The sequence below is a fragment of the Chryseobacterium gregarium DSM 19109 genome, from assembly GCF_000430845.1.
Taxonomy (GTDB): Bacteria; Bacteroidota; Bacteroidia; order Flavobacteriales; family Weeksellaceae; genus Chryseobacterium; species Chryseobacterium gregarium.
Genome location: NZ_AUMU01000007.1, coordinates 132536 through 144286 on the forward strand (window position 1 = coordinate 132536; position 11751 = coordinate 144286).

Annotated in this window: 12 protein-coding genes and 5 tRNA genes; 2 read left to right on the plus strand and 15 right to left on the minus strand. The window is 39.1% G+C overall.

Annotation, left to right across the window (positions count from 1 at the left end; translation table 11 throughout):
- Positions 1-153: 153 nt before the first annotated feature.
- Complete coding sequence (locus H561_RS0108955) at positions 154-1671, minus strand: TROVE domain-containing protein (protein ID WP_027386689.1); 1518 nt, start codon at positions 1669-1671, stop codon at positions 154-156.
- Positions 1672-1951: 280 nt separating this feature from the next.
- On the opposite strand from H561_RS0108955, the gene H561_RS0108965 reads away from it, so the two are divergent.
- Both H561_RS0108965 and H561_RS0108970 read left to right on the plus strand, forming a co-directional pair.
- Positions 1952-2404 carry a VOC family protein gene (locus H561_RS0108965; protein ID WP_027386690.1) on the plus strand — a complete coding sequence of 151 codons (453 nt, stop codon included), beginning with the start codon at positions 1952-1954 and terminating at the stop codon, positions 2402-2404.
- Positions 2405-2505: 101 nt separating this feature from the next.
- Positions 2506-3318 carry a hypothetical protein gene (locus H561_RS0108970; protein WP_027386691.1) on the plus strand — a complete coding sequence of 271 codons (813 nt, stop codon included), beginning with the start codon at positions 2506-2508 and terminating at the stop codon, positions 3316-3318.
- Positions 3319-3396: 78 nt separating this feature from the next.
- On the opposite strand, the gene H561_RS0108975 is transcribed toward H561_RS0108970, so the two are convergent.
- The 14 genes from H561_RS0108975 to H561_RS23615 form a co-directional block, all read right to left on the minus strand.
- Positions 3397-3948: a 3'-5' exonuclease gene (locus H561_RS0108975; protein WP_027386692.1), complete on the minus strand. Its 552-nt coding sequence runs from the start codon at positions 3946-3948 to the stop codon at positions 3397-3399.
- A 107-nt stretch (positions 3949-4055) separates the two neighbouring features.
- Positions 4056-4601, minus strand: a complete 546-nt coding sequence (locus H561_RS0108980) for a 3'-5' exonuclease (protein WP_027386693.1) — start codon at positions 4599-4601, stop codon at positions 4056-4058.
- Positions 4602-4673: 72 nt separating this feature from the next.
- A complete protein-coding gene (locus H561_RS0108985; protein WP_228372243.1) occupies positions 4674-5324 on the minus strand; it encodes a metallophosphoesterase family protein in 651 nt (216 codons plus the stop codon).
- A 114-nt stretch (positions 5325-5438) separates the two neighbouring features.
- On the minus strand, positions 5439-6383 hold the full coding sequence (locus H561_RS22310; RefSeq protein ID WP_051349347.1) for an MBL fold metallo-hydrolase: 945 nt from the start codon (positions 6381-6383) through the stop codon (positions 5439-5441).
- A 127-nt stretch (positions 6384-6510) separates the two neighbouring features.
- Complete coding sequence (locus tag H561_RS0108995) at positions 6511-7524, minus strand: RNA ligase, Rnl2 family (protein ID WP_027386695.1); 1014 nt, start codon at positions 7522-7524, stop codon at positions 6511-6513.
- 5 nt (positions 7525-7529) lie between these two features.
- Positions 7530-8093, minus strand: coding sequence for a DinB family protein (locus tag H561_RS0109000; protein ID WP_027386696.1), 564 nt, complete (start codon positions 8091-8093; stop codon positions 7530-7532).
- Positions 8080-8463 (minus strand): cyclic-phosphate processing receiver domain-containing protein, encoded by a 384-nt coding sequence (locus tag H561_RS22315; RefSeq protein ID WP_081411648.1) that lies wholly within the window; start codon positions 8461-8463, stop codon positions 8080-8082. The genes H561_RS0109000 and H561_RS22315 overlap by 14 nt, the downstream gene beginning before the upstream one ends.
- A gap of 95 nt (positions 8464-8558) precedes the next feature.
- A complete protein-coding gene (locus tag H561_RS0109010; protein WP_027386697.1) occupies positions 8559-9044 on the minus strand; it encodes a ribonuclease H-like YkuK family protein in 486 nt (161 codons plus the stop codon).
- 159 nt (positions 9045-9203) lie between these two features.
- Positions 9204-9277: transfer RNA gene (locus H561_RS0109015), tRNA-Leu, on the minus strand.
- A gap of 73 nt (positions 9278-9350) precedes the next feature.
- Positions 9351-9424 (minus strand) — tRNA-Glu (locus tag H561_RS23905).
- Between the two features lie 80 nt (positions 9425-9504).
- A tRNA-OTHER gene (locus H561_RS23910) sits at positions 9505-9639 on the minus strand.
- Positions 9640-10597: 958 nt separating this feature from the next.
- Positions 10598-10670: transfer RNA gene (locus H561_RS0109025), tRNA-Glu, on the minus strand.
- Between the two features lie 195 nt (positions 10671-10865).
- A tRNA-Arg gene (locus H561_RS0109030) sits at positions 10866-10939 on the minus strand.
- A gap of 617 nt (positions 10940-11556) precedes the next feature.
- A complete protein-coding gene (locus H561_RS23615) occupies positions 11557-11685 on the minus strand; it encodes a penicillin-binding protein (protein WP_081411649.1) in 129 nt (42 codons plus the stop codon).
- Positions 11686-11751 lie beyond the last annotated feature (66 nt).

The window sequence follows — 11751 nt, forward strand, 5'->3', positions numbered from 1 at the left end:
TTTATACAGTTTTTCTATTTAGCCCCGATTGCAGCGGCATCCTTTTCTGAAATGGCTTAAAAAAGCGTTGGCGAAAAAGATACAGCGGAAAGCGGGATTAAGCTCCTAAAAAAATTAATGGTTATTAGTTTTTATTTTTAAAAGCAGTGCCTTTTACAGCACTGCTTTTTTGATTATTTCTACCGCTGATTTCCGGTCTTCCAAAGCATTCAGTACATCGAAAATCTTGTCGGACCAGCCTGCGATAAGGTATACGTCATTTTTTCTGACATCCAGCGGCGGCTTTCCATAACCCGCCAGGTCAAAAATATACAATTTTGCGTCTGGATTGATCTTTTTGTACCGGCTCCATGAGTTTCCGAAAGCGTTTGAAAATCCACCGGTATCCCACATCTGGGTGTCGGTAAACAACATGATTTTATCTGCTTTCTCTTTTTTGTTAATCAAATCTTCAAGCACCAGATGACCGTTCGTGGCATAACCTACTTCGCCTCCTCTTTTGTAAAACGCGTCCACATTTCTCAGGATCCCGTTTTTAGGCATCGGAACTCTTTTCCAACGGTCACCGAACATCCCGGAAACCACATTTTTGCACTGCGACTGCAGCATCATCGACATCAACAGACCGATATCGTACAGCAGGATCTTAGATTTCGGGGAAACCGGCTGCTGCATTGAACCGGAAACGTCTGCCGCGATAACCACCGAAGTGTCAAAACGAAAACCTTTGATATTTTTCGCACTCACCGTTACCGCATTTTCCAATGCTTCCAGGATTGATGACAGATAAGGTGAATCGATGGCTTTCAATTCCCTGTATGCCGCCAAAAACCTGAACGGCAGCTGCTTTGAATTTCGTACGGCTTTTTCATCCGACAGGTAGCGGCACACTTTATCCATTGCCTCCGAAGATACGCCGGCTTCCAGAATATTTCTGAGGTTCCGCAAGATTGCCATATACCCCAGCTTGTTGCTGAAGATCAGTTCTTCCCATTTGTTTCGGAACGCTGATTTTCTCTCAGCATCATCCGTAAATTTTGTCTGTCCCAATATTGAGAGCTCAACTTCCCAGGTATACGGCGTTTCCAGGGCATCATTGGCGATTTTATTGAAAACAGCCTGTTGGTTTTCATCCTTTGCTTTCGGGTGAACCAGAAACAGGGCATCTTTCAAGGTAACTTCAGCTTTCCTGTTGTATTTTGCAAACTGGTATTCGTCAAATTTATTGAACGATTTCACCAGACCTTTCTGGATCTGCTTTGAAAGTTTATTTAGTTTTTTAACATCTGTCCTTTGGTTGGCCAATTGATAATACGCAAGCAATTCCGTGATTTCGTCAGCTCTCTGCACCACTCCGTCAACCGTTTTGCTTACCAGGTCAGTCCCTGAAGTTTGTTTCGCCAGTTCAGTCGTCAAAACCAATGGAATGGAACGCAGGTACATTTCTTTCCTGGCATACACCGCCAGCTTCGCCACGAATTCAGGATCGTTTTTCTGAATCAGAGACTGGATTCTTGTCAGTCTGTCATTTCCCTTTTCATAAGACGTGTTTGATAATCCTGTGGTAACAACAGCACTGTACAGTTCTTCTGCAGGGGTCATCGTGAATGCTTTTGCCCCTTCGTAGTTGGTGGCGGCATGCGTTGATTTTTTTAAAAAATTAAATTTCATGGTTACTGTTTTTATGTTAAACATTTTTGGAGATCATCATTCCTCCCTGATTTCTGATGCAAAGCAATGATGGTATTGCGCAGTGTTTTTGCGCAGTTAAATTTTTATGATTTTTTTTTAAGAAAAACTCCAAAAGACAAAAACTTTTCGCTCTATAGCCGGAATTGCTGATATTAACGGAAATAAAAACTGTCTATCATTCAGTTTGGATAAAGAAATCAGCAGACCGATATTTCCAGAGATAAATGTTTTAGCTTTGATCAGAATTAAAATCAGCATTATGATTAAAGGATTATATGAAACCCATATTCAGGTAAGCAATTTAGAAAATGCCATATCATTTTATACAGAAGTTTTAGGATTGGAATTTGCGCATCGTGATGACACCCGCCCGATTGCTTTTTTATGGATCGGAAAAAACAAAGAAGCCATGCTGGGTTTGTGGGAACAGAAAGAAAACCTGCAGACCAGGCATTTTGCCTTTTCTGCTGATCAGGAAGATATTTTAAATTATGCTGCTGAGTTTTTGAAAGATAAAAATTTAAAGCCTTACAATTTTCTCAAAGACGGAATGGATGCACCGATGGTTTTTGCCTGGATGCCGGCATTAGCCATTTATTTCAATGATCCGGACGGAAACCAGCTGGAATTTATTTCAATTCTGGAAGGTGACGGAAAGCCTGAGCTCGGCGTGATTTCTTATGAAGAGTGGCTGAAGAGAAAACAGAATTAAAAATCATATTAATCATTTTTCAGGGGTAAACGACATTGGTTAATCCGGACTTATTCATAGATTTGCTTTCCAAAAACCATTACGTGTTTTAAATTAAATTTATGAAATATCCAGCCTCATTACTTTGCCTTTTAGTTTCAATCATCACTTATTCTCAAACGGCTGAAAAGACCAAAATTTATATTATCGGTGTCGTTCACGATTCGTCACCTGTTCTGAACCCTCAAATGCTTTATAACATACTGGATACCCTCAAACCCGAAATTTTGCTTCAGGAAAATGACAGCAAACAAATAGCGGATTACACCAAAGAGATACGTCCTGAGTCGAATGAACAGACTGCAACATTAATGTATCTGAAAAAATATCCAAAGACGCTTAACCTGCCATTTGAGTTTGAAGGGCGAAACCAGTACAGAAAAGACAACGGAATGGTCCCCACTGACAATCTTACCATTAAACTGATGGACAGTCTTTACCAAAAGAATGCTTTGAGCCCTACAAATAAAATCATCTACGAAAAATATATAAATGCCAATAAAACATTGTCTGATTTTGCCAAAACTGATATTAAAAACTTAAATTCATTAGCCTTTGAAACGGTTAACCGGTACAGGCAATATATCCAGCACCATGAGCTGCCCAAAATCTCTGCTTCTGAAGATCTGTTTTCAAGAAAATTTGTCACTAAGCCAAATGGAGAAAAAATTTCTTACCGCGACGGTTATCAGCTATGGTGTAATTTCTGGGATCTCAGAAACAATTCTATGGCGATTAACATTATCAGAAAAGCAGCTGAAAATAAAGGTAAAAAAATTGCGGTTTTAACAGGCGTACAACATAAATACTATCTGAAAGAACTGTTGGAAAAGTACGATGACGGAAATTACACTGTCGTGGAATATTTCAATTAAAATCTACTGATCTCTTACAAAAAAGCTCCCTGTAAAAAGGGAGCTATGGCTACATTTTCAGATTGCCAAACGGTTACATTACTGTTGATTCAGGCACCAATGCAGAATCTTTGCAATATTTTTCGCATCATCCACCCCTCTGTGATGGGTGCCTTCAAGCTTGAGATTCAGTTCGCCCAAAGCTCTTGCCATACCGACACTTTTCCGGACGGTCGGATGCGTCTGCCCGAATAATGTCTTCACATTGATGTGGTCATCACTCAAAGGATAATCAACCCTGAATCTCCTTGCCTGATTTTGAAGCATATTCAGATCGTAGTTCCCGTAACTTGCCCAGGTAAGGTCCTCGGAATTGTATTCCGCCCTGAGGATATCCAAAGCGTCTTCCAGTAAAATGCCTTCATCATCCAGCATCTGCTGGGTAATGGAAGTCAGTTCCGTACAGAACGGACTTACTGTTGAAAATTGGGGCTTCACCAGGATGCCCTCACTTTGTGAAACCTTACCGGTTTGCGTATCCATGATGCATACGCCGATTTCTATGATTTCACTTTCCTGTCCTCTCGGCGGCCGGTCTTCCCAGCACGTGGCTTCGAGGTCTATAATTAATATATTGTCTGTTGTTTTCATTTGTTTACATATTTGTTGTAAAGAGCGGGAAGATGGGAGCAGGAAGATGGAAGTTTATGAGAGTCATTATTCACTTCCGGCCTCCGGCTTCAGACTCCCGGCTCAGATTATTCCAAAATTTCCCTTAAAATTCTGGCGGCATTATAAGCATCGTCCGCTCCGCTGTGATGGTTTCCCTCAAAATCCATGTTCAGGGCCTTAAGAGCTCTTTTCAGTCCCATCATTTTATAAAGTCCGTTATAGGCCCTGAACTGGTGCATAATGTTGATATAATTTCCGGAAAAAGGATTTTCGATACCAAGGTAATCACACTGCTGCGAAACCTGTTCTTTATCAAAGCTTCCGAAACCTGCCCAGGCCAATGAAGCTGAATTGTATTCATCCCTGATTTTCTCGCAGGCTTCTTCAAAATGAATCCCTTTTTCTTTTATCAGCTGCGGCGTGATTCCTGTCAGGTCAGTACAGAATGCACTGATTTTCGACCGTTCAGGAATGACATAAATGCTTTGTTTTCTGGAAATGACCCGGGTTGCCCGGTTCAGTTCGCAAATCCCTATTTCTATGATATCGGTTTTCTGTCCGGCAGGAATCCTGTCGTACTCCCAGCACGTAGCTTCCAGGTCGATGATGAGTATTTCGTTTGTTATTTTCATAATTGATTTAAAATAAATGATAATTGGTAAATGAGCAATGATTTTCAAATAACCCATTACCAATTACTTATGTTAATTTCTCGGTGCAAACGGCGGCACCCACTTTTTCTTCTTCATGATTTCTTTGACTTCTTCGTAAGAAACCGGATAAAAGTTATGGCAATCCACACCGACATCAATACTTAAAGCCATTTCATCATCCGGTAAAGTTCCGTGGGAATGGCCATAGAGCTGCCACGTTCCCCGGTGTGAACCGTTCCAGGTCCGCATAGCGTAGTGAAACAGAATGATTTTCTGCTTGCCGTTGCTGTTTTCCGGCTCGTCAATCCGCAGTTCGTGGTAATCCCTTATGGAGGCAAACCGTTTCGGACAGGTCAGGGCCGCCCCTTCGTGGTTACCTTTAATCAGGTGGATGTTTCCGTTCAGCCTGTCCAGCACTTCTCTGGTGAAATCCGGCTTGCCTAAACTGACATCGCCTAAATGGTAGACGGTATCCTGGGTTCCGATTTTCTCATTCCATCTTTTGATGAGTTCTTCATTCATCTGTTCCGGAGACTCAAAAGGCCTTCCGGAAAATTTTATAATATTTTCGTGACCAAAATGATGGTCTGCCGTAAAAAATATATTGGGTTTCATTTTTAATTGTCTGTTTTTTAACCGTAAAAGTTCATTATTTCCATTGTTATTCTGAACATCAACTGAAGTTCTGCGGACCCAGTTCATAAGCGGAGTGAAGAATCAATTTTAATAATGTTGAGATTCTTCTTTGTCAGAATGACAAACTTTATACATCAGCATACCAATGACCTTTATCGGTTGATTTAATCCTATTTTTAATTAACTGTTGTGAAACGCTTTATAAAAAGCAGTTTCAATGTCCAGCCTGTCGCTTTCGGTATATCTTCTGGAAAAATGCACCGGAACAGCCTCTTTTACTTCACAATCCTTCATGATTTTTCCGGATGCTGAAGCAAAGCTGTGATAATTGATGTTTGCCAATTCCTGATCTTCATCCTTGTAAAAGGTTTCGATATACACCAGGTCCGCTTTTCTAAAGACTGCTTTTATTTTCTCATAATTATTTTCAGCTGCTGCATGATCCATAATTACACCTAACTTATAACCTTCATTTCTTGTCAGAAAATGAAAAAGTTCAGAAGCTTTGTAAACGGTTTCTTCAATCTCAATTTCTTTCTCCAGATCCTGGGTTTCAAAGGCTGCCTTCAGTTCACTGATCCATTTCCCCTTCCTAAACACGGAAGCATTTTCATTAAAGGTAACCGAATCTTTTTCCTTAAAAAGATACGCAACTGAATCTGTTTTATGGTCAAGAACGGCAAAGTCAACCCTTACATTTTCATCTTCAAAAAGGAAATTCTGCGTGGTGAAAAATTCAGGGTTCCAGTACGGTGGGCGGATTTTATACACCTTGATTTCTGATTCTGAAACGGCTTCCCGGATTTCATATTCAATAGCCTTTTCATCAATTAAATTCCAGGTATAGGATTTCAACCTTGCTTCAACCTGTTTATGGATATTCTTCGGCCCGCAGATCACGATTTTTTCCCCGCTTCCGATCTGATGCCTGAAAATCCCGTCAAAATTCGAAAAATGGTCAATATGCGTATGACTGATGAACAGTGCAGAAACCGACTGTATTTCTTTTACCGTCAGCAAACTTGCTTCACCGCAGTCACACAGATAATGCTTCCCGGAATTCGGGATTTTTATCAATATGCTGATGTCTTCTCTTAAAAGACTTTTTATTTCTGCCTGTATCATTTCTTTACAGTTCTTATTAAATCACTTTTTTTCTTTTCCACGCCCGGATTCCTTCGGAATGACAGCCTCAATGATAAATCTTTTGGTTGCCTTAACACACAAAAAGTTCCGGTAAAAATTACCGAAACTAAATTTTAAGTGTCATCAGCTCCTGTTTTACAAGATCAATGACCAAGGAATTCAATTTTTTATTGATTCTCTTCTGCTCCTCTTTTTCTATGGCTGCGAAAGCTTCCGGGAAATCTTTCTCAAAATCTTCCAGAATATCCTGTGCAAAAAGACCGATTATTTTCCCCACCATTTCAGGTTCGAATTCACCGGTTTTGCTCACGACGTTATTCAGCCTGTTTACCGTTACATAGTTCCGGATTTCTTCCCAGATCTCCTGAGCTTTTCCGCTGAAATGAACATCTTTCCTGGTGGGTCTGTCTTTTTTAACCATTTTTGATTTTTCGGTCCATTTCTCATTCTTATTTTTCACAATGACCCTGGCACCGTTTCCAAAATACCTGGTTTTCAAAGTTTTAATAATGGTTCCTTCACACCTATTATCTTCGATTTCAGGCAGGCCCAACCAGGCCGGAATTTTAGAATCGAAAGCATTCGGGAACTTCAAAGCCTCTTCCAAAGTCCCTTGGAACAAGACCTTCGCATAGAAGAATCCGGTTTCCTCAAAAATTTGATTGGCTAAATCGGTATCCAGATACGTGGTGCCGTTCAGTTTGATATCAAATCCGTAAAATTCGTTGTACGGCGCATATTCTATGCCTTTCTGCACTTTGATGGCATCTTTTACAGGTGCTACTTCTTTATGTTTGTATCCTCCGCCGAACAGTTCGCCGTAGATTACCACCGTTTCCATATCCGGATAAACGGCTTTCACTTTTTCGAAGATATGAATTACATTTTTCCTGTAACGTTCTAAAATATCATGTGCATTGTAAAACTTCTCATCCTGTTCGATGAAAGCGGTTCTTTTGGCCATCTTAATCTCCTTTCCGTCGGTAAAAAAAGAGAGATTGGCACCGTGAACCTTTTCCTGCACGATGAAAACCTCATCCCCGAAGCCCTGCAGCCTGATCTGATCGATCACGCGGGCCTGGTAAGCATTTTCTATTGTGTTATATGTTTTGAAAATCATTTTTTTTAATTTTTAATCGTTTCTAACTCATTATTTTTCATCTGAGCAAGGTGTCTTTGCGCGTGAAGTGAAAGGAAATCAATGTATTCATATACATTGATTTTCCCCAGTTCATTCACTGTCATTGTTGTTTTGCAGAGAAGACCTTCACCGTTTCCCATCAATTCCAAATAATTTAAGCACTGATGATACTGCTGAGAAATCAAACTTCTGATTTGATTTAAATTCAACTCTCCTTTTGGCTCCATATGTTCCGGTCTCACCCATTCAAAAGCACCATACTCACCTACTTTATCAAATTTATCTTTATTGAAACTATAATTTTTTATTTCAAGATTCAAATCAAGATTAAGATAATTCCGCATTGCTTTTTTTGAACCTTTTTCAATAAGAATCAACAAATAAAAGTTTGTCAGGAAGATGTGTTCTAAAATCTGCTGAGCGGTCCAGCCTCCGTTTGAAGGCTTACAATTTAAGATTGTTTTATCTTTTTCAAACCCCCGGTCGAGCTCATCAAAACTGAATTTCAAATGCATTTTCACAAGCTGAATTAATCTAAAAATATCCATTACGTTTTTTAAAGTTGTTTAACAGGTCTTCAATATTTTCCTTTCCCACCGGATTCATGGAGTGGCAGTAAAATTCCGGCAGTTCTGCATCATGATCCAAACAATATCCTACCAGCCATTTTGCACAATCGTAACCTGTTTTTTCAACACATTCCTGAGAATCCTGTTCTGAATAATGCTCATCAGCAAGGTCATGGTCAAAAGAAATCATTTCCGGAAGTCCCTTTTCCAGGATCCTGCTGACAAACTGCGCATAATTCCGGACAACATGCCAGTCTTCCCAAAGGAACATATCCTGTTTTGTATAATGATACGCATCAGGCGGGTATCTTATATCGTCCAGAAACAATAATCTTTTTGTGACTTCCATTGCTTTATTTTATTTTTTGGATGGAAGTTGGATGCAGGAAGTTTACATTATGTCTTTAAAAAGATTCCAATCCTTTTACCCTGCTTCTCATTCCGTTATACCATCATATCAGCACAATTGGAACTTGCGAATGAGTAAGGTTTTGCTTTAAATACATATCCCATTCCCAGAATGTAGCCCATCGCATCTTTCAGAGCAACATTGGATTTAAAATCAGGATCGGTGTTAATGTCTGCGTGTACCTCCATTTCCACATCATACGTTTCCAGGACAGAACAGATGGCGTAAGCGATCTCTACGGATTTGTTGACTTCATTCAGCATCCGTTCCTTGATACTGATACGCTGGAATTCCCTTTCTTTTCTGATAAAGGTAAACGCTCCTTTTCCCTCGCGGATGATTACGACTGCCGTAGCATAATTGATAGCGTCACCATATACATGGGAATCTGATCCCACACACACTTTCAGCCGGTGCCCGTTGGCCTGTTCGCGGAGGATGGCTTCTTCTACCAGCTGTGTGATAGGGCTGCGGAAAATTTTTCCGTTCATGTTCTGCCATTTTTGTTGTTGCGTTTCCATTTTTTCTACATGTTTAAGTTGTATACTTTTTATAATTCATAAATGATCATTGATCCGTTATTTTTATGTGCGGCTGTTTCTAACCACCAATTCTTTGCATTATGAGTTGTGACTTTTGGGTTTATTAACCATTGTACATTGCTCATTATTCTTGTTTTGTACGGGAAAAGGGATTCGAACCCTTAATATCCTGATCCTAAATCAGGTGCGTCTGCCAGTTCCGCCATTCCCGCAGGTTTTGAAACCTATTCAATTTCTTTTTACTTTTTACTTTTTACTTTTTACTTTTTACTTAATAAAAAATTGTACTCTATAAGGGAATCAAACCCTTATTTTCTGCTCGAAAGGCAAGGCGTCCTGAACCGTTAGACGAATAGAGCAATTAACCGACTGACCAGGAATCGAACCTGAACAACAAGAGTACATTTCCTGCATGCTGCCGTTACATTATCAGCGGTGTTGGTGGAAGCAGCAGGATTCGAACCTGCTCAGCAATAAACAACGGTTTTTAACGCTGTATTTTCTATTTTTTTAAGGAATCGTTCAATCTTCCTCATGTCAGACCACCCCGGCTCTCCAGCTCCGGCGTACTTCCTTTTTTTATGGTTGATAAGCAATGGGTAATGAATAATTTTAACCCACTTACTTTAACCTGAATTTGTGAAGAAAAATAAAGCCTGTCTTTATTTTTTAGTTTGATATAAGAACTTCTGCGCTCGACAAACTTTTACTTTTCTCCGGAACTGATCTCATTTCAGTTATTTGAGATGGCTATGGGGTTGTTCATAACCATTTATTTTTTTGTTTGAATTCACGAATGTTTCACATTTCAAACCCACTCAGCTTACGCAACGGTTTTGCAGACCGCCCCGACTCTTCCACTTCGGCGAACCATCAATTTTTGGGTAATAAGCAATGGGTAATGAGTAATTTTACCCACTGGCTTTTAACCCGATTTTTTAAAGAAAAACAAAGCCTGTCTTATTTTTTGTTTGATATAAGAACTTCTGCGCCTGACAGACTTTTACTTTTCTCCGGAACTGATCTCATTTCAGTTATTTGAGATGGCTATGGGGTTGTTCATAACCATTTATTTTTTTGTTTGAATTCACGAATGTTTCACATTTCAAACCCACTCAGCTTACGCAACGGTTTTGCAGACCGCCCCGACTCTTCCACTTCGGCGAACCATCAATTTATGAGCAATAAGTAATTGGTAATGAACACTTTTAAACTAACTTCTAATCTCTAAATTCTGTATTAATTAGCGTTAATCCACTATTCATTTTTAGAGTTAAGAAAAAGCCTGTCTGTATATGTGTTTTTATAAAGATCTTCTGCGCTCGACAGACTTTTTCTTTTTCTCTTCTGAAACAATTAACTTAATTACTGTAATTTCGGAAGGATTGTTCATGAATTTTATATTTAATTTTTGTATCCACGAATCCTTCGGATTTCGAACCTTCAGCCTCCGGCTTATGAAACCTATTCAATTTCTTTTTACTTTTTACTTTTTACTTTTTACTTTTTACTTTTTACTTAATAAAAAATTGTACTCCATAAGGGAATCGAACCCTTATTTACTGCTCGAAAGGCAGCCGTCCTGAACCGTTAGACGAATGGAGCAAATGTTATGGAAAGCAGGGTCATTTACCATTTCTATTTAATGTTTTCATGGTTCAAGAATACCTGGCATCTGATCTTGCGACCTTCCGCCTTCAGGGCAGGTAAACGACCACTGTTATCTTTCCGGTTTTGCAGATTCACTTCAATATTTTTTTCCGGGAGACAGCCGGAGCCAAAATTTTCCGTGAACCTTTGTAATTCTGAGAGGGATCGAACCTCTAACCTCCGGTTTAGAAAACCGGCACTCTATCCAATTGAGCTATAGAACTGTATTTATAATCCCGAAGGGCTGTTTATGAATTTCAAAACTGAAGAAACATAAAAAAAGCGCCTCTTTTCGGGAGGCGCTTCATATTATTTAACGTATCAGTTCATTAACTGACGCTATTATATAAGCACCTTTTATCCACAAATTCACTTTCAAGAATACATGCATACCCTACTCCCATCGGCTCCAGTCCGTTTTGTCTTGAATATAAATCAGATATGTTATGCAATTGTTTCATTGTATTCCTGTTGTTAAAATGTTTTTTGAATGATTAAAAACGTGTTGCTTTTAATTTTCGGTTGCAAAGTAAATATGATTTTTTTTAACCTGCAAATTTATTTTTCACTTAATGAATTGATAATCAGTGTTTTAATCCCTATTTTCAACATAGGGAATTCCTGTCCGTACTAGGGTACAGATGCCTTAATTACCTAAATGACTGTCTCTCATCGGGTTATCGATCACGTTTTATTTTCGTATTAATTGTTCATTGTTGATTAAATAATTTTCACTTTTCCGGTTATTTTTTTTCATTCTAAATAATTTCCGTCTTAAAAACACAAAAAACGCCCCGTTTACCGAGGCGTTTTTACTATATTTTGATAAAATCTTACAGGTTTATTGTAAATAATTTTCAAAGCAAGCACATTCCGCCTCATTCCACATCATCCATTCATATCCGAATAATCCCTTTAGTGAAGGGCTTCCGCATAGGTTGACATTGATATGTGCTCTTTGTATTGTCATAATTTTGTTGGGGCAAAGATAAATTTTTTTATTAATATTTTATTGGTTTGCCATTGGGAGAAGTGA

What these genes read in the sequence shown, in the direction of transcription:
- H561_RS0108955 (WP_027386689.1), bottom strand. Translation starts at nt 1,671, where the DNA reads ATGAAATTTAATTTTTTAAAAAAATCAACGCATGCCGCCACCAACTAC.
- H561_RS0108965 (WP_027386690.1), top strand. Translation starts at nt 1,952, where the DNA reads ATGATTAAAGGATTATATGAAACCCATATTCAGGTAAGCAATTTAGAA.
- H561_RS0108970 (WP_027386691.1), top strand. Translation starts at nt 2,506, where the DNA reads ATGAAATATCCAGCCTCATTACTTTGCCTTTTAGTTTCAATCATCACT.
- H561_RS0108975 (WP_027386692.1), bottom strand. Translation starts at nt 3,948, where the DNA reads ATGAAAACAACAGACAATATATTAATTATAGACCTCGAAGCCACGTGC.
- H561_RS0108980 (WP_027386693.1), bottom strand. Translation starts at nt 4,601, where the DNA reads ATGAAAATAACAAACGAAATACTCATCATCGACCTGGAAGCTACGTGC.
- H561_RS0108985 (WP_228372243.1), bottom strand. Translation starts at nt 5,324, where the DNA reads ATGAACTGGGTCCGCAGAACTTCAGTTGATGTTCAGAATAACAATGGA.
- H561_RS22310 (WP_051349347.1), bottom strand. Translation starts at nt 6,383, where the DNA reads ATGATACAGGCAGAAATAAAAAGTCTTTTAAGAGAAGACATCAGCATA.
- H561_RS0108995 (WP_027386695.1), bottom strand. Translation starts at nt 7,524, where the DNA reads ATGATTTTCAAAACATATAACACAATAGAAAATGCTTACCAGGCCCGC.
- H561_RS0109000 (WP_027386696.1), bottom strand. Translation starts at nt 8,093, where the DNA reads ATGGATATTTTTAGATTAATTCAGCTTGTGAAAATGCATTTGAAATTC.
- H561_RS22315 (WP_081411648.1), bottom strand. Translation starts at nt 8,463, where the DNA reads ATGGAAGTCACAAAAAGATTATTGTTTCTGGACGATATAAGATACCCG.
- H561_RS0109010 (WP_027386697.1), bottom strand. Translation starts at nt 9,044, where the DNA reads ATGGAAACGCAACAACAAAAATGGCAGAACATGAACGGAAAAATTTTC.
- H561_RS23615 (WP_081411649.1), bottom strand. Translation starts at nt 11,685, where the DNA reads ATGACAATACAAAGAGCACATATCAATGTCAACCTATGCGGAAGCCCT.